At 55.6% G+C, this 26093-nt stretch carries 28 protein-coding genes; 6 read left to right on the plus strand and 22 right to left on the minus strand.

Going from position 1 to position 26093, the window contains the following annotated elements:
- Positions 1-17: 17 nt before the first annotated feature.
- The gene (locus HMPREF3178_RS26820; protein WP_004104942.1) at positions 18-572 is read right to left on the minus strand and encodes a fimbrial protein; all 555 of its coding nucleotides are present in this window, start codon (positions 570-572) and stop codon (positions 18-20) included.
- 79 nt (positions 573-651) lie between these two features.
- Positions 652-1194, minus strand: a complete 543-nt coding sequence (locus tag HMPREF3178_RS26825) for a fimbrial protein (RefSeq protein ID WP_004104944.1) — start codon at positions 1192-1194, stop codon at positions 652-654.
- Between the two features lie 620 nt (positions 1195-1814).
- Between HMPREF3178_RS26825 and mutS the strand changes: the two genes are divergently transcribed.
- A complete protein-coding gene (gene mutS / locus HMPREF3178_RS26830) occupies positions 1815-4376 on the plus strand; it encodes a DNA mismatch repair protein MutS (protein WP_017145489.1) in 2562 nt (853 codons plus the stop codon).
- Positions 4377-4494: 118 nt separating this feature from the next.
- Here mutS and HMPREF3178_RS26835 read toward each other — a convergent pair whose 3' ends face one another.
- The 4 genes from HMPREF3178_RS26835 to HMPREF3178_RS26850 form a co-directional block, all read right to left on the minus strand.
- Complete coding sequence (locus HMPREF3178_RS26835) at positions 4495-4647, minus strand: Hok/Gef family protein (protein WP_009651623.1); 153 nt, start codon at positions 4645-4647, stop codon at positions 4495-4497.
- Positions 4648-4985: 338 nt separating this feature from the next.
- On the minus strand, positions 4986-5222 hold the full coding sequence (locus tag HMPREF3178_RS26840) for a non-oxidative hydroxyarylic acid decarboxylases subunit D (RefSeq protein ID WP_004104951.1): 237 nt from the start codon (positions 5220-5222) through the stop codon (positions 4986-4988).
- 10 nt (positions 5223-5232) lie between these two features.
- The gene (locus tag HMPREF3178_RS26845; RefSeq protein WP_004114871.1) at positions 5233-6660 is read right to left on the minus strand and encodes a non-oxidative hydroxyarylic acid decarboxylases subunit C; all 1428 of its coding nucleotides are present in this window, start codon (positions 6658-6660) and stop codon (positions 5233-5235) included.
- Complete coding sequence (locus HMPREF3178_RS26850; RefSeq protein ID WP_004104955.1) at positions 6660-7253, minus strand: non-oxidative hydroxyarylic acid decarboxylases subunit B; 594 nt, start codon at positions 7251-7253, stop codon at positions 6660-6662. The genes HMPREF3178_RS26845 and HMPREF3178_RS26850 overlap by 1 nt, the downstream gene beginning before the upstream one ends.
- 170 nt (positions 7254-7423) lie before the next feature.
- Between HMPREF3178_RS26850 and HMPREF3178_RS26855 the strand changes: the two genes are divergently transcribed.
- Positions 7424-7843, plus strand: a complete 420-nt coding sequence (locus HMPREF3178_RS26855; RefSeq protein WP_016809803.1) for a MarR family winged helix-turn-helix transcriptional regulator — start codon at positions 7424-7426, stop codon at positions 7841-7843.
- Here HMPREF3178_RS26855 and HMPREF3178_RS26860 read toward each other — a convergent pair.
- The gene (locus HMPREF3178_RS26860; protein ID WP_029496787.1) at positions 7840-8727 is read right to left on the minus strand and encodes a LysR family transcriptional regulator; all 888 of its coding nucleotides are present in this window, start codon (positions 8725-8727) and stop codon (positions 7840-7842) included. The two genes, HMPREF3178_RS26855 and HMPREF3178_RS26860, sit on opposite strands and share 4 nt — an antisense overlap.
- A 107-nt stretch (positions 8728-8834) precedes the next feature.
- Here HMPREF3178_RS26860 and HMPREF3178_RS26865 point away from each other — a divergent pair, with 107 nt between their 5' ends.
- Positions 8835-10049, plus strand: a complete 1215-nt coding sequence (locus tag HMPREF3178_RS26865; RefSeq protein ID WP_017145487.1) for an MFS transporter — start codon at positions 8835-8837, stop codon at positions 10047-10049.
- The gene (locus HMPREF3178_RS26870; protein WP_016809806.1) at positions 10046-10423 is read left to right on the plus strand and encodes a hypothetical protein; all 378 of its coding nucleotides are present in this window, start codon (positions 10046-10048) and stop codon (positions 10421-10423) included. The genes HMPREF3178_RS26865 and HMPREF3178_RS26870 overlap by 4 nt, the downstream gene beginning before the upstream one ends.
- Before the next feature lie 67 nt (positions 10424-10490).
- Here the strand turns inward: HMPREF3178_RS26870 and rpoS are convergent, their stop codons facing one another.
- A complete protein-coding gene (gene rpoS / locus HMPREF3178_RS26875) occupies positions 10491-11483 on the minus strand; it encodes an RNA polymerase sigma factor RpoS (protein WP_004104962.1) in 993 nt (330 codons plus the stop codon).
- Between the two features lie 156 nt (positions 11484-11639).
- Entirely contained in the window at positions 11640-12704 is a 1065-nt protein-coding gene (gene nlpD, locus HMPREF3178_RS26880; protein ID WP_230133338.1) for a murein hydrolase activator NlpD, read from the minus strand.
- Here nlpD and HMPREF3178_RS31965 point away from each other — a divergent pair.
- A complete protein-coding gene (locus HMPREF3178_RS31965; protein WP_224226457.1) occupies positions 12646-12780 on the plus strand; it encodes a peptidase in 135 nt (44 codons plus the stop codon). The genes nlpD and HMPREF3178_RS31965 overlap by 59 nt on opposite strands.
- Before the next feature lie 99 nt (positions 12781-12879).
- On the opposite strand, the gene HMPREF3178_RS26885 is transcribed toward HMPREF3178_RS31965, so the two are convergent.
- The 11 genes from HMPREF3178_RS26885 to cysG all read right to left on the minus strand — a co-directional run bounded on the left by HMPREF3178_RS26885 (position 12880) and on the right by cysG (position 21700).
- On the minus strand, positions 12880-13506 hold the full coding sequence (locus HMPREF3178_RS26885) for a protein-L-isoaspartate(D-aspartate) O-methyltransferase (RefSeq protein WP_004104966.1): 627 nt from the start codon (positions 13504-13506) through the stop codon (positions 12880-12882).
- On the minus strand, positions 13500-14261 hold the full coding sequence (gene surE / locus HMPREF3178_RS26890) for a 5'/3'-nucleotidase SurE (protein WP_004114878.1): 762 nt from the start codon (positions 14259-14261) through the stop codon (positions 13500-13502). The genes HMPREF3178_RS26885 and surE overlap by 7 nt, the downstream gene beginning before the upstream one ends.
- Entirely contained in the window at positions 14242-15291 is a 1050-nt protein-coding gene (gene truD / locus HMPREF3178_RS26895; protein ID WP_017145486.1) for a tRNA pseudouridine(13) synthase TruD, read from the minus strand. The genes surE and truD overlap by 20 nt, the downstream gene beginning before the upstream one ends.
- Positions 15288-15767, minus strand: coding sequence for a 2-C-methyl-D-erythritol 2,4-cyclodiphosphate synthase (gene ispF, locus HMPREF3178_RS26900; protein ID WP_004104972.1), 480 nt, complete (start codon positions 15765-15767; stop codon positions 15288-15290). The genes truD and ispF overlap by 4 nt, the downstream gene beginning before the upstream one ends.
- Positions 15767-16477 (minus strand): 2-C-methyl-D-erythritol 4-phosphate cytidylyltransferase, encoded by a 711-nt coding sequence (gene ispD, locus HMPREF3178_RS26905; protein WP_004114882.1) that lies wholly within the window; start codon positions 16475-16477, stop codon positions 15767-15769. The genes ispF and ispD overlap by 1 nt, the downstream gene beginning before the upstream one ends.
- A gap of 19 nt (positions 16478-16496) precedes the next feature.
- Positions 16497-16814 carry a cell division protein FtsB gene (gene ftsB / locus HMPREF3178_RS26910; RefSeq protein ID WP_004104977.1) on the minus strand — a complete coding sequence of 106 codons (318 nt, stop codon included), beginning with the start codon at positions 16812-16814 and terminating at the stop codon, positions 16497-16499.
- 139 nt (positions 16815-16953) lie between these two features.
- Positions 16954-17280 (minus strand): DUF3561 family protein, encoded by a 327-nt coding sequence (locus HMPREF3178_RS26915; protein ID WP_004104978.1) that lies wholly within the window; start codon positions 17278-17280, stop codon positions 16954-16956.
- Positions 17281-17333: 53 nt separating this feature from the next.
- The gene (cysC, locus tag HMPREF3178_RS26920; RefSeq protein ID WP_004104979.1) at positions 17334-17939 is read right to left on the minus strand and encodes an adenylyl-sulfate kinase; all 606 of its coding nucleotides are present in this window, start codon (positions 17937-17939) and stop codon (positions 17334-17336) included.
- Positions 17939-19366: a sulfate adenylyltransferase subunit CysN gene (gene cysN, locus HMPREF3178_RS26925; protein ID WP_004114885.1), complete on the minus strand. Its 1428-nt coding sequence runs from the start codon at positions 19364-19366 to the stop codon at positions 17939-17941. The genes cysC and cysN overlap by 1 nt, the downstream gene beginning before the upstream one ends.
- Before the next feature lie 9 nt (positions 19367-19375).
- Complete coding sequence (gene cysD, locus HMPREF3178_RS26930; RefSeq protein WP_004104981.1) at positions 19376-20284, minus strand: sulfate adenylyltransferase subunit CysD; 909 nt, start codon at positions 20282-20284, stop codon at positions 19376-19378.
- Positions 20285-20293: 9 nt separating this feature from the next.
- On the minus strand, positions 20294-21700 hold the full coding sequence (gene cysG / locus HMPREF3178_RS26935; protein WP_160886691.1) for a siroheme synthase CysG: 1407 nt from the start codon (positions 21698-21700) through the stop codon (positions 20294-20296).
- Positions 21701-21947: 247 nt separating this feature from the next.
- On the opposite strand from cysG, the gene HMPREF3178_RS26940 reads away from it, so the two are divergent.
- Positions 21948-23003: an aminopeptidase gene (locus tag HMPREF3178_RS26940; RefSeq protein WP_004114889.1), complete on the plus strand. Its 1056-nt coding sequence runs from the start codon at positions 21948-21950 to the stop codon at positions 23001-23003.
- Between the two features lie 196 nt (positions 23004-23199).
- Here HMPREF3178_RS26940 and HMPREF3178_RS26945 read toward each other — a convergent pair whose 3' ends face one another.
- Both HMPREF3178_RS26945 and HMPREF3178_RS26950 read right to left on the minus strand, forming a co-directional pair.
- Entirely contained in the window at positions 23200-25794 is a 2595-nt protein-coding gene (locus HMPREF3178_RS26945; RefSeq protein ID WP_017145485.1) for a T6SS phospholipase effector Tle1-like catalytic domain-containing protein, read from the minus strand.
- A partial coding sequence (locus HMPREF3178_RS26950) for a DUF3304 domain-containing protein (protein ID WP_139146048.1) occupies positions 25782-26093 on the minus strand: 312 nt, incomplete at its 5' end. The genes HMPREF3178_RS26950 and HMPREF3178_RS26945, both read right to left, overlap by 13 nt.

Raw genomic sequence — 26093 nt, forward strand, 5'->3', positions numbered from 1 at the left:
CAATAGCTGGCTTATTTCTAGTTGTAATCCATAAAGAAACGAGTGACGGCGTAAAAATCTCCAGCCTTAATATGTTGCTGAACCGGAACCAACGAAGCGGTAAATTTCAGCGTATTATTCTCATCACTCAGAAGATACCCGGAAGAGGGTTCTCCAAAAGTTAAAATCTCCCCGTGGCGATCGCGAATCTGTATCCCAAAGCCTTTTCCCTCGCCATCCGGAATTAATACCGTCGGGTCTTGCGACGAAGCATTTCCGGTAAAGGTGATGGTGGCATAGGCACCGGGCGTTGATGGATTTTCGCTACCGAAAGAGGCGCAGCCGACTAAGCGCACCAGAAAAGGTCGGATCAGCTTACCTTCCTGGTCCATATTAATATCGCGAGCCGAGATATTACCGAAATCCACCCACAGTTCGCGCGAGTTGGGATCGATATCGCAGGCGGCAGCAACCAGCTCCCCCGAAAGCGCCAACTGTCCGGGCGTAAAATTAGTACTCAAAGCATGTCCGGAGAAGAGTAATACCGATACGAATAACGCCATCAGTCTCTTTTTCTCTGTATCCTTAACCATACTCAGAATTCCATATTATCTGGCACCCATTCCAATATCGCGGGGAGAAGTCTCCCCGCGAGCGATAATTCAAAATCGATTATTGATAATCGATAGTGAAGTTGATCGTTGACTGGAATGCACCCGCGGTAACGGTAGTGGTAGAACCGCTCGCAGCAGCTTCCGCTTTCAGGAAGGCCACGAAAGGAATGGTGTTGGTGCCATCAACCAGAGTGACCGGAGTCGTCTGCGCGCCCCAGGTCACAGTCTGGCTAGCGCTGTCTTTCAGGCCGATACCCGCGCCGGATGCGGTACCAGAAGTGAATGCAGCCAGAGTAGGATCGTTCGGGTTAACCGAAGTCGGGGTGTAGGAAACAACGGCGCTGCTAGCGATGGTGGTGTCGCAGTACTGCAGTTCGATGCTTTTAGCTTCAGTTGCCTGACCACCGCCCTGCAGCAGGGAAACTGGAACCTGACCAAAATCAACGGTTACCGGGCTGGACGACGGGGCCAAACCACAAGCAGTGTTCACCAGTTCACCCTGAAGCTCGATAACCCCGTTGGTTGTATCAGCAGCCAGAGCAGACATAGAGCCGAGAGCAGCAGTTAATGCCACAGCCATAGCAACTTTATTCAGTTTCATAGAAAATTCCTGCGTTATAAATTTTTATCCTAAAGAGTAAGGAGCTATAAAATTGCTGCGGTATATTCTCACAACAATCTGCAGCCCTCCGCATCACCGAAAAATCCGTTTCAATAATTAGACTATTAATTAATATTAATAATTTAATAAAATCCAGATCCCCTGGTCGGCAAAAATACTAACAAATCATTTTGGGGGTAAAAAGAAATACATTTAGCAGGGAATTAAAAAAAGATTTAACCTCGCGAACAATCCCGCGTCAGAAATTTAACTCGCAGAACACTGAGATATATCCTAAAAACAAATTACGCCAGGTAATTAATAAATTATAGATACCATGAATTCACCGTAAAATAATTTTAACATAGATCACATTTTTTTAACAAAGAAGTTATCAGCTCTTTCTGCGGGTCATACGCAGACACAACCGGAGAATCTTTCCGCACCACGCCGTTGCCGCTTCTTGTTTTCCTGGCCAGAAGACTCCGTTATCATGCGGCTCATGAGTCAATGAAAAGAAAAGCACAATTTCACGGGAACCAATGAGCCGCAGCGTGACGTCATGAAAACAATAAAATCCGCTAACTCATTAAAACTTAAGTAAATGGACATCAAAACTGATGAGTACACTAGAGAATCTTGACGCCCATACGCCCATGATGCAGCAGTATCTCAAGCTGAAAGCCCAGCATCCGGAGATCCTGCTGTTTTACCGGATGGGTGATTTTTACGAACTCTTCTATGACGATGCGAAACGCGCATCGCAGCTGCTTGATATCTCGCTGACCAAACGCGGCGCTTCCGCAGGCGAACCGATTCCGATGGCCGGGATCCCGCATCATGCGGTGGAGAACTATCTCGCCAAGCTGGTTAATCAGGGGGAGTCGGTGGCCATTTGCGAACAGATTGGCGATCCGGCGACCACTAAAGGGCCGGTTGAACGCAAAGTCGTTCGCATTGTGACCCCCGGAACTATCAGCGATGAAGCGCTGCTGCAGGAACGTCAGGATAATCTGCTGGCCGCCATCTGGCAGGATAGTAAAGGTTTTGGCTACGCCACCCTCGATATTAGCTCCGGACGTTTTCGCCTGAGCGAACCCGCTGACCGCGAGACGATGGCGGCGGAGCTCCAGCGCACCAATCCCGCCGAACTGCTGTACGCGGAAGACTTTGCCGAATCCTCGTTGATTGAGGGGCGCCGAGGCTTGCGCCGTCGTCCGCTGTGGGAATTCGAAATCGACACCGCGCGCCAGCAGCTCAATCTCCAGTTCGGTACGCGCGATCTGGTCGGATTCGGCGTTGAAAACGCCCCGCGCGGCCTGTGTGCCGCCGGCTGCCTGCTGCAATACGTCAAAGACACCCAGCGTACGTCATTGCCGCACATCCGTTCCATCACCATGGAACGCCAGCAGGACAGCATCATTATGGATGCCGCTACTCGCCGCAACCTGGAGATAACCCAGAACCTGGCCGGCGGCTTTGATAATACTCTGGCTTCGGTACTCGACTGCACCGTCACTCCGATGGGCAGCCGTATGCTTAAGCGCTGGCTGCATATGCCGGCGCGCGACACCGCAGTACTGGTAGAGCGCCAGCAGACCATTGGCGCGCTGCAGGAGCATTACACTGAACTGCAGCCGATACTCCGTCAGGTTGGCGACCTTGAACGTATACTGGCTCGCCTGGCGCTGCGCACCGCTCGTCCACGAGATTTAGCCCGTATGCGTCACGCATTCCAGCAGCTGCCTGCGCTGCGTGCGATGCTGGCAGACGTCGACTGCGCGCCGGTACAGCGGCTTCGCGAGAAAATGGGCGAGTTTAACGAACTACGCGACCTGCTTGAACGGGCGATTATCGATGCGCCGCCGGTGCTGGTTCGCGACGGCGGCGTTATCGCCCCCGGCTACAACGCGGAGCTGGATGAGTGGCGTGGTCTGGCCGATGGCGCGACCGATTACCTCGACAAGCTGGAAATTCGCGAGCGCGAGCGTCTGGGGCTGGATACGCTGAAGGTCGGCTACAACGCCGTTCACGGCTACTACATCCAGATTAGCCGCGGTCAGAGCCAGCATGCGCCGATCCATTACGTCCGTCGCCAGACCCTTAAGAACGCCGAGCGCTATATTATTCCTGAGCTGAAGGAGTATGAAGATAAGGTTCTGACCTCCAAAGGGAAAGCGCTGGCGCTGGAAAAGCAGCTGTACGATGAGCTTTTCGATTTACTGCTACCGCATCTTGGCGACCTGCAGCAGAGCGCCAGCGCGCTGGCGGAGCTCGATGTGCTGGTGAACCTTGCCGAGCGCGCCGAGACCCTCAACTACTGCTGCCCGACCTTCAGCGATAAACCGGGCATTCGTATTAGCGAAGGCCGCCATCCGGTGGTTGAGCAGGTACTGAAAGAGCCTTTTATCGCTAACCCTCTGCACCTCGCTCCGCAGCGGAGAATGTTGATTATCACCGGCCCGAATATGGGCGGTAAAAGTACCTATATGCGTCAGACCGCGCTGATCGCCCTGCTGGCGTATATCGGCAGCTACGTTCCGGCGGATAAAGTCGAAATCGGCCCTATCGATCGTATTTTCACCCGTGTCGGTGCGGCGGATGACCTGGCCAGCGGCCGCTCAACCTTTATGGTAGAGATGACCGAAACCGCCAATATTCTGCATAACGCCACCGAGCATAGTCTGGTGCTGATGGATGAAATCGGTCGTGGCACCTCGACCTACGATGGCCTGTCGCTGGCGTGGGCCTGCGCGGAAAATCTGGCGAATAAGATCAAGGCCTTGACCCTGTTTGCCACCCACTACTTCGAGCTAACCCAGCTGCCGGAGAAAATGGAAGGCGTGGCCAACGTCCATCTTGATGCGCTGGAGCACGGCGATACCATTGCCTTTATGCACAGCGTGCAGGATGGTGCGGCGAGTAAGAGCTATGGCCTGGCGGTTGCCGCGCTGGCCGGTGTGCCGAAAGAGGTGATTAAACGCGCGCGGCAGAAGCTGCGCGAACTGGAGAGCATCGCGCCGAGCGCTGCCGCCACGCAGGTGGACGGTACCCAGATGTCGCTGCTTTCTGCTCCGGAAGAGACCTCGCCCGCGGTTGAAGCGCTGGAGAATCTTGACCCGGACTCGCTGACTCCGCGCCAGGCGCTGGAGTGGCTCTATCGTCTGAAAAGCCTGGTGTAGTTCCTTTTAAAGTGAAAAAACGACAGCACTTTGCGGTGCTGCCGTTTTAACAAATGCAAACTGGGTGCGAGAGGATGCATCCTGACAACCAATACGCGGGGTTGCCCCCGCGCTGATGCTATTTCTTCGATTCGTAAGCGAGAACAGCTTTAAACTCCATACTACGCTCTTTAATACTGAGTTCGCACAGCGAGCTGCGCACCAAAAGCGTAAATCCCAGTACCGTAATACACAGTACGACGATTGCCACAAGGGCATATTTTGTCAGCATGTCTTGCCTCCCTGCAAAGAAGAGACTAACATCTGAATTGTTCAGGTTCATCCGTCAGCCTCAGTTGATAGAAATATCTCCTGGGGCTTTCGTCTATCTGAATCCTTGTCAATGCTCAAAGCCAGATAGCCTCAAGCACCCGCCGCTATTCTATATTTCCCCGGCCGCAAAGCTTATCGGTAATTTATCAAACCCGTTGATTTTATTATAAACTGGAAGAAGGCTCGCAAACGTATCTGCTCTATCAACCTTTTTTGATATTTAAAAAGTTAATGATTACAGATTTTTCATTGATTCATTAAATATAAAAAAGGCCCGACTGAGCGGGCCCGTTTATTTTATCGTTTATCTTCCGCCAGCAGCGGCGGAATACTCGGCACCATCGGCGATTCATCAATATCCTTCTGCGTCATGCGAAACGCTTCCGGATAATGTTCGCGGCTGGTGCGGCGTAGCGGTTCAGTATCGCGCCAGGTATAGAAACAGTGCTGGCACTGAAATACCGTCCAGACATCTTTTACCGGCGATTTTGCCAGCACTTCAATATGTTCATCGGCGCAACGTGGACAAATCATCTTTTCCTCCTTATTTACGGTTGGCCAGCATGGCGGTCAGTTTTTCAGCCCAGGCTTTGGTTTCAGGAAGATCCTGTACCGGCTGGCTGTAGTGGCCGCGGAGATCCGGCGCAACCGGCGTGGTGGCGTCGATAATTAATTTGTCGGTAATTCCCGCCGGGCTGGAGCCGGGATCAAGCTCAAGTACCGACATATTCGGTAACTGCACCAGGTCCCCCGCCGGGTTGACCTTTGAAGAGAGCGCCCACATCACCTGCGGCAGGTTGAACGGATCCACATCTTCATCAACCATAATCACCATCTTCACGTAGCCCAGGCCGTGCGGGGTGGTCATCGCGCGCAGGCCAACCGCGCGGGCAAAGCCGCCGTAGCGTTTTTTGGTGGAGATAATCGCCAGCAGGCCGTGGGTGTACATTGCGTTGACCGCCTGCACTTCGGGGAATTCGGCCTTCAGTTGCTGATACAGCGGCACGCAGGTGGCCGGGCCCATCAGGTAGTCAATTTCGGTCCACGGCATACCAAGATAGAGAGACTCGAAAATCGGCTTGCTACGGTATGAAACCTTATCGATACGCACCACCGTCATATTACGGCCGCCAGAATAGTGGCCGGTAAATTCACCGAACGGACCTTCGATTTCACGCTTGCGGCTCTCAATCACCCCTTCGAGGATGACCTCTGAGCCCCACGGCACGTCAAAGCCGGTCAGCGGCGCGGTGGCGATAGGGTACGGGCTTTCCCGCAGCGCGCCCGCCATCTCATATTCCGACTGATCGTATTTCAATGGCGTAGCGCCCATCAGAGTAATAATCGGATCGTTGCCCAGGGTAATGGCGATCGGCAGATCTTCACCGCGCTCTTCCGCTTTGTGCAGATGTAAGGCGATATCATGCATGGGCACCGGCTGGAGGCCGAGCTTACGTTTACCCTTCACCTCCATACGGTAAATGCCGACGTTTTGCTTGCCAAAATTATCCGGGTCGAGGGGATCGCGCGAAACCACGCAGGCTTTATCGAGATAAAAACCACCGTCGCCGTCGTTAAGACGGAACAAGGGCAGAATATCAAACAGATTAATGTCTTCACCGTCGACGCTATTTTCCGCCCACGCCGGATTTGCCCGCCGCTCCGGCGTTACCGGAAACTTATCCCAACGGCGAATAAACTCGTCGATCTGCTTTTTCACCGGCGTATTCGGCGGCAAGCCCAGCGAGATAGCGTGGTTCTGCCAGGAACCGATAGTATTCATTGCTACGCGAGCATCGGTAAATCCGCGAATATTATCGAACCAAAGCGCCGGCGCGCCATCGCCGATACGTCCGGTGGCGTTCGCCGCGGCGGCCAGATCCGGTTCCGCGTTAACCTCTTCGCTAATTTTCAGCAGTTGCCCCTGGTCGTCCAGCGCCTGCAAAAAGCTGCGCAAATCATCAAAAGCCATTATTCATTCTCCTGTGAAACATTCTCTACCGCCCGTAACCCGCTCCAGCGGCGCGCTTTGTGATACTCCAGACCGAACTGATCCAGCACTCGCGTGACAACGTGGTCCGTGACGTCCTCAATGGTTTTAGGATGGTTGTAATAAGCGGGCATGGGCGGCACCATTGCCACCCCCATGCGTGACAGGGCCAGCATGTTTTCCAGATGGATGGTGCTTAACGGCATTTCGCGCGGTACCAGTACCAGCTTACGCCCCTCTTTCAGCACCACGTCCGCGGCCCGGCCAACCAGCCCCTCGGCATAACCGGCACGAATACCCGCCAGCGTTTTCATACTGCAGGGAATAACAATCATGCCGTCGGTGCGAAATGAACCTGATGAGATGACGGCGGCCTGATCCGCCGGGCTATGGGAGAAATCGGCCAGTGCGGCGACTTCACGGGCGCTGTAAGGCGTTTCCAGCTCAATGGTCGTTTTGGCCCACTTTGACATCACCAGATGCGTTTCCACTTCCGGCATCTCACGCAGCGCTTTAAGCAGCGCAACCCCCAACGGAGCGCCTGTCGCTCCGGTCATCCCAACAATTAGCTTCATCATCGCCTCATACTTTGTTCGTATACGAACGTTTTTATTAAAGCTACTCTTGTAAGGCTATCCATGCAAGTTCGTTCGTATACGGCCGCATTTTTAATCAAAAAAGGAAAAATGCTAAATCCCCGTGCGAACGGCTATCATAGAATCGACGGTTTGATTACGGAGTTGTCATGGAGTTAAGAAACGAGGCGTTCCACCTGTTGCGCCAGCTTTTTCAGCAGCACACCGCTCGCTGGCAGCACGAACTGCCGGACCTGACCAAACCGCAGTATGCGGTAATGCGTTCAATTGCCGAGCATCCCGGCATCGAACAGGTGACGTTAACGGAAGCGGCGGTCAGCACCAAAGCGACGCTGGCGGAAATGCTGAGCCGTATGGAAAGCCGGGGGCTGGTTCGTCGCGAACACGATCCGGCGGACAAACGCCGGCGGTTTGTCTATTTAACCGCCGAAGGCGAAGCGCTTCTGGCAAGCTCTATGCCGCTGGGTAACGCCGTTGATGAAGAGTTTTTAGGCCGTCTCAGTGATGAAGAGCGCCGCCAGTTTTCGCAACTCATCCATAAGCTGATGGCGCAAGAGCAAGAGCGTTAACCCAAACGCTCGCGGAGAAAATCAATAAACGCCCGAACCCTGGCGGGAACATGCTGCGCGTCCGGATAAACCGCATACACTCCCTGAGACGGGAAGCGGAATTCCGGCATAATCCGCACGAGGGCGTTATCCGCCAGCGCAGCGGCCGCCAGCCATTCGGGGAGCAGCGCGACGCCGTTCCCCGCCAGCGCAAAAGCCATCAGCGCGCTGGCGCTATCCGCCGATATCCGTGGCGCCTTTTTAATTTCAAAGGGGATACACCGTTCCTGCGGCCCGCTGAGCTGCCAGCGCAGCGGCGTCGTCAGACGTTCATGAATAATCCACGCGGAATGGGCCAGATCCTCTAGCGTCTTCACCGGGTGCTGCGCCAGCCACGCCGGGGAGGCGACCGCTACGATGGCAAAGCGCGAGATCAGCGCCGCGCGGTAACGTGAATCCGCCAGCGTCCCGAGACGAATCGCCACATCAACACGATCTGAGATTAAATCTGCGTGGTGAGAAGAAGAAACGTGCCGCACGCGGAGCGCTGGATGCCGCAGGCTGAACGCCGCCAGCGCCGGAACAATCACTTGGGCACCATATTCTGCCGTGGTCGCAACCCGCAATTCGCCGCTCAATCCCACATGGCTGCCCCGGACGTCGTCCTGCAGATTTTCCGCTGCCTTCAGCAGCGCGAGGCCACGCTGATAAAACAGCGACCCGGCTTCAGTCAGCGTAAGCCGTCGGGTCGATCGCAACAGCAGCGTAACGCCCAGCTCGCTCTCCAGCTGCCTGACGTTAAAACTGACCACGGCCTTGGTTTGCCCGAGGGCCGCCGCCGCCGCGGTAAAACTGCCGCTCTCCACCACCGCCACAAACATGGTCATCCGCTGCAGGTTCAGCATCATATCGCTCATTGTCAAAAAATTTCAGACAGTATATATCCGAATGTCGCGTTTATTCGCCCTGATGCTGAGGTTTACAGTAGCGGCCTTCATGGGGAGAGTAATCAATGACGTATCGCAACAAGGTCGCAACCCTTTTTCTGCTGGGTTTCTTTCTCGACTTAATCAATATGTTTATCGCCAGCGTCGCTTTTCCGGCGATGAGCCGGACGCTGCACGCGTCGCCAGGCGAACTGGCGTGGGTCAGCAATGGCTATATTGCAGGACTCACCCTGGTGCTGCCGTTTAGCGCCAGGCTCAGCCAGCGGTTTGGCGCCCGACGGGTGTTTCTGCTTTCGCTCAGCCTGTTTAGCATCGGCGCGCTGGCAACAGGGATGGCCGACTCATTGCTAAATCTGGTTCTGTGGCGCGTCCTGCAGGGAATGGGCGGTGGACTGTTGATTCCAATAGGTCAGGCATTAACCTGGCAGCAGTTTAAGACTCACGAGCGGGCAAAGCTCTCTGCCGCGGTGATGCTGGTCGGGCTACTGGCGCCGGCGTGCTCCCCGGCGCTGGGAGGTCTTCTGGTGCAATCACTTAGCTGGCGCTGGGTCTTCCTTGCCAGCCTGCCGATAGCCCTTCTGACGTTAGCGCTGGCCGCGTTGTGGCTAAAAGAAGAGAGAAGCGTTGTGCGAGCGGGAGGTTTATTACCGCTCGCTTTACTGCGTGACCCGCTGCTGCGTTTTTCTATGCTGGTGTATCTCTGCGTGCCGGGGACGTTTATCGGAATTAACGTCGTCGGGATGTTTTATTTGCAAAGCGTAACGGGGTTGTCACCCTCCGCTATCGGCGCCCTGATGCTGCCCTGGTCACTGGCCTCTTTCGTGGCGATCGTCACGACCGGTCGCTATTTTAATCGTCTCGGCCCCCGCCCTCTGATTGCGGCCGGCTGCCTGCTTCAGGCCGCCGGGATCGTCGCGCTGGCCAGCGTTAATTCACCAACCGCCAGCAGCACGCTGATCGCGGCATTTGTCTTAATGGGCGCAGGCGGCAGTCTGTGCAGCAGTACGGCCCAAAGCAGCGCGTTTCTTAATGTGGCTAACTGCGATATGCCGGACGCCAGCGCGCTGTGGAACCTCAATCGTCAGCTGAGTTTCCTGATTGGCGCTGCGCTGCTGGCGGGGTTATTGAGCGCATTTTTGCTTTACTGGCCAGCACCGCAGGCCTGGCGTGGCGTGTTTATCGCCGCCGCTATTTTTACGCTGCTGCCGCTGCTGCGCTGCCTTAGATTTGATAACCGGGCGATAATCATGCGCCTGCACGGTAAAACGGAGAACAAATGAGTCGCTATATTGAAGAAGTCATTGCCGCCCATGTGGCCATTGAAGCCTGGCTGAATCAGGGAACTGGCAGCATCGAAGGGTTAATGCAGCGCTTCAGCGCGGAATTTACCATGATCCCGATTAACGGGACACGCATGGACCAGCAGGCAGTCAGCGCTTTTTTTCAAGGGTCACGCGCCAGCCGCCCCGGCTTAAAAATCGTCATTGATAGCGCCGCGATGCTTGCCGAATGGCACGATGGGGCCGCGGTGATATATCGGGAAACGCACGTTTTACCCGGCAAAGCGGATACGGCGCGCTGGTCAACGGCGCTTTTCCGCCAGCAGGAGGGGGAGATAAGCTGGCTGCATCTCCACGAAACGGCCCGGATATAGAGAGCAGACGCTGAAAAAGAAAAAGGCCCAATCGAAAAACGATTGAGCCTTTTTAACGAAAGGTGTCTTACTCGCGGAACAGCGCTTCGATGTTCAGCCCCTGGCTTTGCAGAATCTCCCGCAGACGGCGGAGACCTTCAACCTGGATCTGACGCACGCGTTCGCGGGTCAGGCCAATTTCACGGCCAACATCCTCAAGCGTCGCGGCTTCATAGCCCAGCAGGCCAAAGCGACGAGCCAGCACTTCACGCTGCTTGGCGTTCAGTTCGAACAGCCATTTGACGATGCTTTGTTTCATATCATCGTCCTGCGTGGTGTCTTCCGGGCCGTTGTCTTTTTCATCGGCCAGGATGTCCAGCAGCGCTTTTTCCGAGTCGCCACCCAGCGGAGTATCCACTGAGGTAATGCGCTCGTTCAGACGCAGCATGCGGCTTACGTCATCAACTGGCTTATCCAGCTGTTCGGCTATCTCTTCGGCGCTCGGCTCGTGGTCCAGCTTGTGGGACAACTCGCGCGCGGTACGCAGATAGACGTTCAGCTCTTTGACGATGTGGATAGGTAAACGAATGGTACGGGTTTGGTTCATAATTGCCCGCTCAATCGTTTGGCGAATCCACCAGGTCGCGTAAGTTGAAAAACGGAACCCACGTTCCGGGTCAAACTTCTCAACTGCGCGAATCAGCCCCAGGTTACCTTCTTCAATCAGGTCCAGCAGAGCCAGACCACGATTGCCGTAACGGCGGGCAATCTTGACAACCAGACGCAGGTTACTTTCGATCATCCGGCGGCGTGACGCAACGTCACCACGCAGCGCGCGACGGGCAAAATAAACCTCTTCTTCGGCAGTCAGCAGTGGGGAATAACCAATCTCTCCGAGATAAAGCTGCGTCGCATCAAGCACCCGTTGGGTTGCTCCCTGCGAAAGAAGCTCTTCCTCAGCCAGATCGCTATCACTGGGTTCCTCTTCAACTAAGGCTTTCTCGTCAAAAACCTCGACTCCGTTCTCATCAAATTCCGCGTCTTCATTTAAATCATGAACTTTCAGCGTATTCTGACTCATAAAGATGGCTCCTACCCGTGATCCCTGAGCAAAGCACTTTGGCTAAATATCACTCGAAGGACGCCCGGACGATAACCTTTATGCCCCGTTAAAGAAGACATCGTTGCCGCCCTGGCGCCTTTCTTAGCAATACTGAGCTATCCGTACTTTGCCAAATTATCGCTGCGGTAAATACTGCAGCGGGTTGACGGATTTCCCCTTGTAACGAATTTCAAAATGCAATCGTGTCGAACTAGTACCTGTGCTACCCATGGTAGCGATCTTCTGCCCCGCCTTGATATCTTGTTGCTCTTTTACGAGCATCGTATCGTTATGGGCGTAGGCGCTCAGGTAATCATCGTTATGTTTGATGATAATAAGATTACCGTAACCGCGCAGTGCGTTACCGGCATAGACGACGCGCCCATCTGCGGTCGCGACAATAGCCTGTCCTTTACTGCCTGCAATATCAATACCTTTATTGCCACCTTCGGCCCCACTAAAGTTCTCGATAACCTTGCCATCAGTCGGCCAGCGCCATGAAGAGATCGGCGAACTGGTAGACGTACTGCTTGCAGTCGATTGGGTGGTGCTGACAGCTGGAGCCGTAACTGGCGCGACGGTTGTCGTCGTCGCGGGCTTGTTGTTCGGCAACATCTTATTAGCACTCTGTTCACCTGAAGATTCAGAATACGTAATAGTTGGTTGTGACGCAACTACCGCGGTGGATTTTTGTGCAGAATTTGCGCTCAACATTCCACCATTACTGGCCTTCACGCTCGCCTGGGCAACAGGATTATCACCGGTAATCGGCTGGCCGGATGCATTGCCAACCTGCAACGTCTGACCGACGTTCAAAGCGTACGGTGCCGGGATATTATTGCGCTGCGCCAGGTCGCGGAAATCGTTCCCGGTAACCCACGCAATGTAGAATAGCGTGTCGCCGCGTTTAACAGTATAGGTGCTGCCGCCGGTATAGCTACCTTTCGGAATATCCCCATACTTACGGTTGTAGACGATTTTGCCGTTTACCGTTTGCACAGGCTCCTGAGCCATCGGCTGGATCTGCACAGGCTGCGTCTGTACCGGCTGAGTTTGTACCGGACGAGCCTGCGGCGCGGTATTGGTCGGAGGCGTGATCAGCATCCCGGAATTGGTGCCCGAAGACGAAGCCCCGCCAGCCGTGCTGACCGGCGCAGGCGGATTGTTGGAACTGCTGCAGCCTGCCAGCCAGAGTGACACCAGTGACAAAGCCGCAATGCGGCTTAAGGTAAATTTTGGGCTTCCCGCGCTCATTTATCCCCCAGGAATATGTTAACTACCAATATCTTGCTCACCGGACGGTGCCCGGCCAGGACACGAAAAATGCGTCCACCCTATGCCTAAATGCAGGCAAAAAAACCTGGAATAATCCGGTTCAGGCCAGCTCCCCTTTAACGAGGGGAACAAAGCGCACGGCCTCGACGGTGTCAATGACAAACTCATTGCCGCGTCGACGGATGCGCTTTAAAAACTGGTGCTCTTCGCCTACCGGCAGCACCAGCACGCCGCCATCGTCTAATTGCGCCAGCAGTGCGGCCGGGATTTCCGGCGGCGCTGCGGTCACAATAATCGCGTCAAACGGCGCGCGTGCCTGCCAACCCTGCCATCCATCACCGTGACGGGTTGAAACATTATGTAAATCAAGTTGTTTCAGACGACGGCGCGCGTGCCACTGCAGGCTCTTAATACGCTCGACCGAGCAAACGTGGTGCACGAGGTGCGCCAGAATTGCCGTCTGATAACCAGAGCCGGTGCCGATTTCCAGCACCCTTGACTCCGGCGTAAGCGTCAGAAGCTCGGTCATCCTCGCCACCATATAGGGCTGCGAAATAGTTTGCCCCTGGCCAATCGGCAATGCCGTGTTTTCCCACGCCTTATGTTCAAAGGCTTCATCAACAAACTTTTCTCGCGGCACCTGCGCGATAGCGTCCAGCACGCGCTCGTCGACAATGCCCTGAGTGCGAAGCTGATTGAGAAGACTTTCAACACGTTTGCTTACCATTGTGTATCAACCCCAACGCGATCGAGCCAGCCGCTAACCACCTCATGCGCGCTGTGGGCGGTTAAATCGACATGGAGCGGCGTGACCGAGACATAGCCTTCATCCACCGCGGCAAAGTCGGTATCCGGACCGGCGTCGTACTTTTCCCCCGGAGGACCGATCCAGTACAGCGTATTGCCGCGCGGATCTTTCTGCGGAATGACCTGATCGGAAGGATGGCGGCTGCCGCAGCGGGTAACGCGAATACCTTTTATCTGATCAAGCGGAAGATCCGGGACGTTGATATTGAGAATGCGCCCGGTACGCAGCGGTTCGCGGCTTAATGCCCGGAGAATCGAGCTGGTGACCGCAGCGGCGGTCTCATAGTGTTGGTAGCCGTTTAGCGAAACGGCCAGCGCCGGAAAGCCCAGATGACGGCCTTCCATGGCGGCGGCAACGGTGCCGGAATAGATGACGTCGTCGCCAAGGTTGGGCCCGGCGTTAATGCCGGAGACCACAATATCCGGACGCGGCCGCATCAGGGCGTTGACGCCGAGGTAGACACAGTCCGTCGGCGTGCCCATCTGCACGGCGATATCGCCGTTGTCGAAAGTGAAAGTGCGTAGCGAAGACTCCAGCGTCAGGGAATTCGACGCCCCGCTGCGGTTACGATCGGGTGCAACTATCTGAACCTCAGCGAATTCCCGTAAGGCCTTCGCCAGGGTCTGAATGCCCGGCGCGTGGATCCCGTCATCGTTACTCAGCAATATTCGCATAGTCACCCGTTGTATTGATAAGCTCCCTTACTACGCTGGTGGCGAAGCTGCCTGCGGGCAGCCAGAAACGCAGTTCAACGGTAACGTCATCCCACCAGTTCCAGCTCATCTGCTGGGGATAAAGCAGCATCGCCCGGCGGGCGGCCTCTACTTTTTCACGCACCAGCAGCGTCTGTAGCTGCGTCTCTTCAACGACGGCCGCCTGTTCGGCGGCCAGCGCGTCCCGCTGGCTGCCCCAGTCGCCGCTGCCTACAAGCGCAGCGGTAATCATCAGTTCGCGATTATTTACCCGCGCCTGGAGCTCCGTCAGTTCTTCAGAAGTCGCAACGAACCAGCTTCCGCGCCCCGCTAATTGTAGCGCATCGCCATCAACAACCTGATTAAATTCCGGTTTTTTTAATCTAATACCAACCTGTTGATTAAACAATGCGCTGCGGGCCGCCGACAACCAAAAACTGCGTTTATTGCGATCGCGCACCGGCGCGCCGCTCTCGGCCCAGCGCAGCGCCCCCAGCAGGTTACTGCCGCCGATACCGAAGCGCTGGGCGCCAAAATAGTTGGGTACGCCATGCTCAGCAATCGCCTGTAAACGCGTTTCGACATCGTCGCGATCGCTGATTTCGCGCAGCACCAGCGTAAACTGGTTCCCCTTCAGCGCCCCGAGGCGCAGCTTGCGCTTATGGCGCGCGTACTCCAGTACCTGACAGCCTTCAAGCTGGAATTTGCTCAGGTCGGGCATCTCTTTGCCCGGCACTCGGGCGCACAGCCACTGTTCAGTCACCGCATGTTTGTCTTTCTGCCCGGCAAAGCTCACTTCGCGCGCATGAATTTTAAGGAATTTGGCCAACGCGTCAGCGACAAAACGGGTATTGCAGCCGTTTTTCAGAATACGCACCAGCACATGTTCGCCTTCGCAATCGGGCGCAAAGCCGAGATCCTCAACCACTACAAAGTCTTCCGGATTGGCTTTTAGCAGCCCCTGGCTCAGCGGTTTTCCATGCAGATAAGTGAGTTCGTCAAAAGCGATCATTTCTCCGCCTTACGCAGCAGCGCCACCGCTTCACAGGCGATGCCTTCGCCACGGCCGGTAAAGCCCAGCTTTTCAGTGGTGGTGGCTTTGACGTTAACATCGTCCATATGGCAGCCGAGGTCTTCAGCAATAAAGATGCGCATCTGGGGAATATGCGGCAGCATTTTCGGCGCCTGGGCGATGATGGTGACGTCAACGTTGCCAAGGGTAAAGCCTTTTGCCTGGATGCGCCGCCACGCTTCGCGCAGCAGTTCGCGGCTATCGGCCCCCTTAAAGGCCGGGTCGGTATCCGGGAACAGCTTGCCGATGTCGCCCAGCGCCGCCGCGCCCAACAGCGCATCGGTCAGCGCGTGCAGCGCGACGTCGCCGTCGGAATGCGCCAGCAGCCCTTTTTCATAAGGTACGCGCACGCCGCCGATGATGATGGGGCCTTCACCGCCAAAAGCGTGTACGTCAAAACCGTGTCCAATTCGCATTAAGCCTTCTCCTGGTGTCGGGAACGGGTAAGGTAAAATTCGGCCAGCGCCAGGTCTTCCGGGCGCGTCACTTTAATATTATCAGCTCGTCCGGCGACCAGCTCAGGATGAAAGCCGCAGTACTCCAGCGCCGAGGCTTCATCGGTGATGGTCGCCCCTTCATTAAGCGCCCGCGTCAGGCAATCAACAAGCAGTTCGCGAGGGAAAAATTGTGGCGTCAGCGCATGCCATAAATCGTTGCGTTCGACGGTATGGGCAATAGCCGCCCTGCCCGGCTCCGCGCGTTTCATGGTATCGCGAACCGGAGCGGCCAGAATGCCGCCCGTTCGGCTGGTCTCACAGAGTTGAAGCAGGCGGCTGAGATCGTCCTGGTGCAGGCAGGGGCGCGCGGCATCGTGTACCAGCACCCAATCGGCCTCGCTAAGAGCCTTCAGGCCCGCAAGGACGGAGTCCGCACGTTCTGTACCGCCATCAACAACGGTGATCTGAGGATGATTCGCCAACGGCAGCTGGCTAAAGCGCTCGTCTCCCGGGCTGACGGCAATCACCACCCGCTGTATACGCGAGTTTGCCAACAGTGCGGCGACCGCGTGTTCGAGAATCGTTTTGTTACCGATAGAGAGATATTGTTTCGGGCATTCCGTTTGCATGCGGCGGCCAAAACCGGCTGCCGGCACCACGGCGCAAACGCCCGGAAAAGTGGCTGCCATGTTGTAATCCTGGGCCTGTTTATCGATTATTCTGCTGTTGCCCCGCGGCCTGGTTGCGTTTCGACGCATCCGGCACCAGACGATAAAACGTTTCGCCCGGGCGGGTCATACTGAGTTCATTGCGCGCGCGCTCTTCGATAGCTTCCTGGCCGCCGTTGAGATCGTCAATTTCGGCGAACAGCTGATCGTTGCGTGCTTTTAATTTAGCGTTAGTTGCCTGCTGCGCGGAGACATCGTCATTAACCCGGCTATAGTCATGCAGACCATTTTTGCCGAACCACAGCGAGTACTGTAGCCAGACCAGCAAAGCCAATAACAGCAGCGTTAGTTTACCCATCCTGCCCCCTGAAAAACGGCATCATCATCCCATAACTCGCCCGAGTTCTCTACTCTGGCGCGCGGACGACGCCGCGTAACGCGGGGACTGTACCACATTTTTACCGTTGATACCCAGGTCAGATTCATTCGTGAAAAGACTACCCCAGTAGCCAGAGGAACAGCAGACCGAACATCAGCCCGACGGTCAGAATCGTCGCGCAGACGCTGTACTGAAGTTTGCCGTCCAGCAGCGAATGCAGCGCGATGCCAACCACAACGGCAACCGGCATCAGCGCCAGGAAGAACGGCCAGGTGTAGAGGAGAAAAAATAGCGTGTTACTGCCATAGATCAGGAAGGGAATACCCAGCGCCAGCAGCCATGAAATAAAGCCCACGGCCGCCCCCGACAGAGACCACGTGGTCTCGTCGCTGGCGGCCGGCGGCGGTTCTGAACGAATAATACTGAGGTTCTGGGTATTGCGCATATCGAATCCTGTTGACCTGGCGACCGGCATCATTCGCTGATGCCGCCGCCGTTTCAGGATCTGATAATATCGCTCTGTCGTAGCAGGTCTAATAGTTGGTGCACCAAATTTGTTACCAATTGTTCACCGTCGAGGTGAATTTCTGCCCTCTCCGGGGATTCATACACTGAATCGATCCCGGTAAAGTTGCGCAATTCCCCGGCCCGCGCCTTCTTGTACAGGCCCTTCGGATCCCGCGCTTCGCAGATCGCTAACGGCGTATCGACAAACACTTCGATAAAGCGCCCTTCCCCTATACGTTCGCGCACCATTTGTCGCTCTGCGCGATGCGGAGATATAAACGCCGTCAATACAACCAGCCCGGCATCGACCATCAGCTTCGCCACTTCCCCCACGCGGCGAATGTTTTCTTTGCGGTCGTCGTCGCTGAAGCCAAGATCGCTGCACAGGCCGTGACGCACATTATCGCCATCCAGTAACCAGGTGCTCACGCCGAGCCGATGCAGCTCCTCTTCCAGCGCGCCGGCAATGGTTGATTTTCCCGAACCGGAAAGTCCCGTAAACCAGACCACTGCGCCTTTATGCCCATGCAGCGCTTCTCGATCTTTACGTGTTACCTTATGGTCATGCCAGACGACGTTTTCGTCATGTCGGGCCATTACTTGCCTCCCAGCAGGTCGCGAGCGTCCCAGTGCGGGAAGTGCTTGCGAATAAGCTGGTTCAGCTCAAGCTCAAACGCGCTGTACTGTGAAGCGCTCGCCTGAACCCGTTCATGGGGTTCATGAACCATACCAGCGCCAACGGTGACGTTGGTCAAACGGTCGATAAAGATCAGGCCCCCGGTAACCGGGTTATCCTGGTATTTATCCAGCACCAGCGGCTCGTCAAAAGTGAGATCGACCAGCCCGATGCCGTTCAGGGGCAGCGTTTCCACTTCGCGCTGGGTCAGGTTGTTGATATCCACCTGGTAGCGAACGTTATCAACGCGGGCGCGAGTTTTCTTACCGGCGATTTTAATGTCGTAGCTTTGGCCCGGGGTCAGCGCCTGCTCCGCCATCCATACCACATCGATGCTGGCGCTTTGTACTGCGGGCAGAGAAACTGCCGCATCGACCAGCAGATCGCCACGGCTGATATCAATTTCATCCTTCAGCACGAGGGTGATCGCTTCCCCGGCCGCCGCTTCTGGCAGATCGCCGTCGAAGGTGACGATGCGCGCAACGGTGGATTCCACTCCGGACGGGAGCACCTTAAGACGCTGCCCTACGCTCACGCTACCGGAGGCCACCGTCCCGGAAAATCCGCGGAAGTCGAGGTTCGGGCGGTTTACGTACTGTACCGGGAAGCGCAGCGGCTGGCTTTCCACCACGCGCTGAATCTCAACGGTTTCCAGCACTTCCAGCAGCGTCGGACCGCTGTACCACGGCATTTTCTCACTCTGGCTGGCGACGTTGTCCCCTTCCAGGGCAGAAAGCGGAACAAAGCGAATGTCGAGATCGCCAGGCAGCTGCTCCGCAAAGGTCAGATACGCTTCGCGGATGGTGTTGAAAGTCTCTTCGCTAAACTCGACGAGATCCATTTTGTTCACCGCCACCACCAGGTGTTTGATCCCCAGCAGTGTCGAAATAAAGCTGTGACGACGGGTTTGATCGAGCACGCCTTTGCGGGCGTCGATCAGCAGGATCGCCAGTTCGCAGGTTGATGCACCGGTCGCCATATTACGGGTGTACTGCTCGTGCCCCGGCGTATCGGCGATAATAAACTTGCGCTTCTCGGTAGAGAAATAGCGATAGGCGACGTCGATGGTGATGCCCTGCTCGCGCTCGGCCTGCAGGCCATCCACCAGCAGCGCCAGATCCAATTTTTCGCCCTGCGTACCGTGACGTTTGCTGTCATTATGCAGAGATGAGAGCTGATCTTCGTAAATCTGTCGGGTATCGTGCAGCAATCGACCAATCAGCGTGCTTTTACCGTCATCAACGCTGCCGCAGGTCAGAAAGCGCAGCAGGCTTTTGTGCTGCTGGGCGTGCAGATAGGCTTCTACGCCGCCTTCATCAGCAATTTGTTGTGCAATCGTAGTGTTCATGGCGGCTCCTTAGAAATAACCCTGACGTTTCTTCAGCTCCATGGAGCCTGCCTGGTCGCGGTCAATCACGCGCCCCTGTCGTTCGCTGGTGGTCGACACCAGCATCTCTTCGATGATCTCCGGCAGCGTTTGCGCATTGGACTCCACCGCGCCGGTCAGCGGCCAGCAGCCAAGGGTACGGAAGCGCACCATCTGTTTTTTGATCATCTCGCCGGGCTGCAGATTAATGCGATCGTCATCGATCATCATCAGCATCCCGTCGCGCTCCAGCACCGGACGCTCTGCCGCCAGGTACAGCGGAACAATTTCAATATTTTCCAGATAGATGTACTGCCAGATATCCAGCTCGGTCCAGTTGGAGAGCGGGAACACGCGGATGCTTTCACCTTTGTTAATCTGGCCGTTATAGTTGTGCCACAGTTCCGGGCGCTGGTTTTTTGGGTCCCAGCGATGGAAGCGGTCGCGGAAGGAGTAAATACGCTCCTTGGCGCGAGATTTCTCTTCATCGCGACGCGCGCCGCCGAACGCGGCATCGAAGCCGTATTTGTTCAGCGCCTGCTTAAGGCCTTCGGTTTTCATGATATCGGTATGTTTGGCGCTGCCGTGAACGAACGGGTTAATCCCCATCGCCACCCCTTCCGGATTTTTATGCACCAGCAGTTCGCAGCCGTAGGCTTTAGCGGTACGGTCGCGGAACTCGTACATTTCGCGGAATTTCCAGCCGGTATCAACGTGCAGCAGCGGGAACGGCAGAGTTCCTGGATAAAACGCTTTACGCGCCAGATGCAGCATTACGCTGGAGTCTTTACCGATGGAGTACATCATCACCGGGTTAGAGAATTCGGCGGCCACCTCACGAATAATATGGATGCTTTCCGCCTCCAGTTGCCGCAGGTGAGTAAGTCGTTTTTGGTCCATAACCGTTCCTTAAGCCAGATTTACTACAGAAGCCTTAAAGGCGTCTGAGGATGAGGTGTGTTGAAACCAGGCAAGCTGATGATGTAATCGCACCACTTCGCCCACTACCAGCAGCGCGGGCATCGGGGCATCTTTCGCCAGGTTTTCGAGTTGTTGTAATGTGCCGGTCCGGGTTTGCTGATCGGCGCGAGTACCCCGCGAGATCACCGCCACCGGGGTGTCGCCCGCGCGACCGTTAGCGATCAGCTGAGCGCTGATTTCCGCCGCTTTCAGGCTGCCCATATAAATCGCCAGGGTCTGGCCGCTTTGCGCCAGCCGAGTCCAGTTGAGCGGGGAGTTTTCCGCACCGAAGTGCCCGGTAATAAAAGTTGCGCTTTGCGCGTAATCGCGGTGGGTCAGCGGGATCCCGGCATAAGCCGTGGCGCCAGCCGCTGCCGTCACGCCCGGGACAACCTGAAACGGAATACCGGCTTCAGCTGCAGCCTGCAGCTCTTCGCCGCCGCGCCCGAAAATAAACGGGTCGCCGCCTTTCAGGCGAATCACCGTATTGCCCGCTTTCGCCGCCTCTACCAGCATGCGGTTAATGTCCTGCTGCGGTACGGAGACGCCGGCGGCGCTTTTACCCACGCAGATTGTCTCCGCGTCGCGACGCACCAGCTCGCGGACTTCCGGCGTGACCAGATTGTCGTAAAACACCACATCCGCCTGCTGGATAGCCTGCAGGCCGCGCAGGGTCAGCAGTCCGGCATCGCCAGGCCCCGCGCCGACGAGGATAATTTCACCGAGCCGCTTTTCCGGCTGTCGGAGCTCATCTTCCAGCGCCTTTTCCGCTTCGGCTTTATTGCCCGCCAGCATCAGGCTGGCAAAGCGGCCGGTAAACACGCGTTCCCAAAAACGACGGCGTTCGGCAGTGGTTTTCAGATGGGTTTTAATATGATGACGCCAGTAGCTCGCCGTTTCGGCCAGCCGCCCCAGGTTGGTGGGCAGCAGCGCTTCGATTTTTTCGCGCAAAATTCGCGACAGCACCGGCGCTTTGCCGCTGGAAGAGATAGCCACCAGCAGCGGAGAACGATCGACGATTGACGGGAAAACAAACGAGCACAGCGCCTGATTATCAACCACGTTGACCAGCCGGTAGCGCGCGTTGGCCGCGGCATAAACGCGCTGGTTCAGCGCGTCATCTTCGGTAGCGGCAATCACCAGGAATACGTTATCAAGCTGCTGCTCTTCAAATTCGGTGGCCCGCCACTGAATTTCCTGACGCTCAACCTTGTCGGCAAGTTCCGGAATTAGCGCGTCGGCGACAATCTGTACCTTCGCTTCAGCACGCAGCAGAAAGGTGATCTTGCGCGCGGCAATCTCGCCGCCGCCGATCACCAGTACGGGTCTCTCTTTCACTTCGGCAAATATCGGCAAGTATTCCACTGCGCAACAACTCTCTTACAATCAGCAATAGAGCGACTATAGGGTGCGGTTTAGAGCAAATGAAATTACGAAATGGAATGAGTTGTGACTCAAAAGAATAACGGCCTGGAAAAGCTAATATCAAAAAGTGCTTAACACGCGGTTTTTCCACCATTTAAGAGCGATTGAAATTGTTTAACCCCGATCACAGTTTCATACTACGCGGGTGAAATTGTTTTAAGTGCTAAAGGACCCCCCTATGTTTTCCGCATTGTGCCGTCGCCTGCTTCCCCTGGCGTTGAGCGCAGGTTTTGTCTTCACCGCCGCCCCGGCAATAAGCGCTCTGGGCGACACCGCCAATGCTCAGGCTCGTCACATCGCTACCTTTTTTCCCGGAAGAATGACCGGTTCGCCCGCTGAGATGCTGTCGGCAGATTATTTGCGTCAGCAGTTCACGCAAATGGGCTACGAGAGCGATATTCGCAGTTTTAATACCCGATACATTTACACCAACAACGATAATCGCAAAAACTGGCAAAACGTCACCGGCAGCACGGTTATCGCCGCGCATGAGGGGAAAGATCGCCAGCAAATCATCATCATGGCCCATCTCGATACCTACGCGCCGCAGACCGATGCCGACATAGAAAATAACCTCGGCGGCCTGACGCTGCAGGGCATCGATGATAACGCCCTCGGTCTGGGGGTCATGCTGGAACTTGCTGAGCAGTTAAAGAACATCCCTACGCGTTATGGTATTCGCTTCGTCGCCACCAGCGGTGAAGAAGAGGGTCGTCTGGGTGCGCAGAATATGCTTAAGCGTATGAGCGACGCGGAGAAGAAAAATACCCTATTGGTCATTAACCTCGATAATCTGGTGGTGGGCGATAAGCTCTATTTTAATAGCGGCCGCAGCACGCCATCCTCGGTGCGCAAGCTCACCCGCGACCGGGCGCTGGCTATCGCTCGTAGTAAAGGTATTAGCGCCGCCAGCAATCCTGGCCTGAATCCTGACTATCCAAAAGGGACCGGCTGCTGTAATGATGCCAGCGTGTTTGACGAAGCCGGGATCCCGGTATTGACCGTCGAAGCCACCAACTGGTCTCTGGGACGCAAAGATGGCTACCAGCAGCGCGCCAAATCTCGTTCGTTCCCGGACGGTACCAGCTGGCACAACGTTCAGCTGGATAACCAGCAGTATATTGATAAAGCCCTGCCGGGCCGTATTGCTCAGCGCAGCCGCGATGTGATGAGGGTTATGCTGCCGCTGGTGAAAGAGCTGGCGAAGGCGGAGAAGAGACCCGCCTCAAAATAGACTAACGATAAAGTGCGGCAACAAGGACTGTCGCCATGATGCGTTTTCATTTTTTAATACCGTTGTTCCTGCTACTGGCTGTCAGCATGCGCTCCATCGCCGACAGCCAGGTCTATATCTGGGGAGCTGAAAAAACGCTGCCCCGAACCTGTTCAGATAACAAATACGCCACCACTGACCTCTCACCTCTGTCAAATTATACCTGAGGTGAATGGAGTATTTCGGAGTCCCATAAGTCGTTGAGCGCATTTGCGATGCGCTCGCGCCTGGCCGTTTCCGTTGCCTGCCAGCGCTGTTTAACCAGGGGTTTAAGCTGCGCGATAAACTCATGCGTGGGCGCTGGCAGACTGCTTTCGTCAATGGGAATTTCTTGCCCGGTATCACGGTTAAAGACCTTTACACCGTAGGTTGGCACATGAGCAAAAATGGCCTTATCCTGCAGCGCCTCGCTAATACCTGACATCGTTTGCCCATCAAAGCGCAGCTGGACGGCCTTGCTCCACTTATCGCCAAAATAGATCATTCTGGATAAAAAGTAGCTGCCAAAAGGCTCTCTGACGCCGCTTTCCGAGTGCATAAACCAGGCCCGGGAATCATGGATATAGTTATCATACAGAGTGATCAGCCCGCTGATTTTATCGTTCTGCTCTCGTTTCAACAGGCACGGCTCAATATGCTGACGGAATCTGTACTCGCCCGCCTGCTTAAATCGCAGATATTCATAGGCTTCATTCTGATGGGTATAAAAGTAGGCCGCCTGGGCGAGCAGTGGATCCAGTATCTGTAGATTTGCCGCCGTCGTGCTTATCTCCCATGAAAAGCCGGTTTCGGCACTTGCGGCAATAGTGCAGGTGGCCGAATCGATCGCCCCCTGCGCTTTCTGCTTCATCGCCGGTTTAAACAGCGCCTGGGGGCGAGCTTTACGCATGTAGTCCGCCGCAAACTCGGTGGCGGCTTCCCAAAGCTGACCGCGGGCGTTGTTGGCATCGAACAACGGTTGCCCAACAAGCTCCGGGCCAGGGAACCAATTTTCATCGCCCCTGTGTCTGGACGCCTCTTTATTACGCGCCTGCGCTATCGCCTCAGCTTTGCATTGCAAAAGCGACCACTCACGGGCAAGGGCGCGCTGCGCCTGTTGGCTGAACCCTGCCGCATACGGCTGGGCGGTAATCTCCGGGTGCTGGGCCGCATGCTGGAAGAAGGGCTGCGACGTGAGATTTATTGGCGATGTCCTGGGTGAAGCAAAACGTGCGATACGCCAGCCGGTCATCCAGATCATTTCCGCTTCCAGCATCTCTTCCAGACAGACTGACTCAAAACGAAACGGCGCGTAGATAGCATCGTCAGACAGCGGATCCTCCTGCTGATTGTCAAGGGAGAGGGTCGATCGCCAGTTGTTAAAGGTGTCTACCAGTCCGGGATAAAAATCAAATTCCCCAACTGAAGCAAAACTCATTTCCCGAAAGATATACATTTGCCTGAAATCCGGGTGCAACAGGGCAAAAACATCAGGATGAAACGACAGCGGCGCCCCGGCATCCATCGCGGCAGCATACATATCATGCAGAGTAATTTGCGATAACAGATCGCCCGCACCGCCCCGGCCCTTGCCCTGATCCCCACAGGGGTATCCCCCGCCAACGTCGGAGTGCATACCGGGGTAGACCACTTCCTGAGTCTGGGATAAATAGCTGCCAGCGGCGGTACGGATGGAGTCCAGCGAAAATGCCTGACGCTGCTCGTGAGCAGCCACCAGATGATAGCAGCGCTTGATTAACCCTGACTGCGTCAGCGGCTGCGTCTGCTCCGCCCAGCCGTTGTGACCGGTAAAGCCCGGAACCACATTGGCAATTCCCACTGCCGGCACGGTATCAAAGAGGCCTAAAAATTCCACCGAAACCTTCACGCCGAGCAGCGTTCCTGCCGGGAAACCGAGTAGTCCTTCGGCCAGCGCTTCATCCAGCCAGCTGACAAAAGCGCGGGCTTCTGCCGCGCCGCGGGAAAAACCGTACACAAACAGCTTTATCGCTGCCGTCTTGCACTGCGCGCGCACGAATTTTTCCTGCACCAGCCTTAAGAGTTGTTCAAACATACGCAGCCGCATCCGCATCTGACCAGGCATTGTCTTCCGCGAGTCCAGATAGGCCTGGTTTACTTTTTCACGGTTGTAAGACATCGCCGCGCTGCCAGCGAATAACCCCAGTTCCACAGCCGCCGAAGTGCTGGAGCTGTTCATCGCCTGAACCGCCCTTTTCATTATGCCGTTGCCGAGGAAATTTTTTGTCACGGTATGGTTCAGGGCATTACAAAGCTGCACCATCCCCCAGTTGATACGGTCCTCGCCGCCGACAGCAAACTGCAGTCCCGACGAATAATAGTCATAGGTACCAATCTGCGGAAAAGGCGTACCAACGCCGGGAATATAGAAGGCGTAAAATCCACGCTCATTTGCCATGAGATCATCAGGCGCGCAGGCACGGTATAGTTTTGCCACGTTCGACGGGTGCGGCGGCATGCAGGCGGTATCTTTTAGCGCATTATTATTGGTACCGTCAAAAAACAGGCTGATATGCAGGCTCTTACAGCAGGGGCTGCTTTTTTGCCGGCGGGACTCCTGGCGAAATAATGCCTCCTCCCTGTCGATTTTGATTATATTGGCGTTGACCTGCCGCTGGCTTAAAAGCAACCGGCCCTCTTTCGGAAAAGCGGGAGGAACCCAGCACGGATCGCCCGTAGTGGTAAGCTGATGATTGCCAAAATGTTTCTTAAAAGATTCGGTTATTGGGGACATTGGGCAGGCTCCGACTGACGGTAGGGATCTTTTATCGGGTGATCAGGATGGGTCGGCCCGTGGCAGGTGGCCGTTACTTTAATCTGCTGACAGGGCAAGAAATGCACCTGCAGGCCGCAGGAATCTTCATATTCGGGAATAGTGGCCACCGCTTTATAGTGGCGATAATTTGCTTCATGATCTTTCGCATAATCACGAAATTCTTTTGTTCCCATTGGGGGCATATTTTTGGGAAACGGGACAGGATCCACCTCCCACTCCACTACCACCTGCATATTGGGCCGCCATTTTTCCGGCAG

Source organism: Klebsiella sp. HMSC09D12 (genome assembly GCF_001808475.1).
Lineage (GTDB): Bacteria > Pseudomonadota > Gammaproteobacteria > Enterobacterales > Enterobacteriaceae > Klebsiella > Klebsiella oxytoca.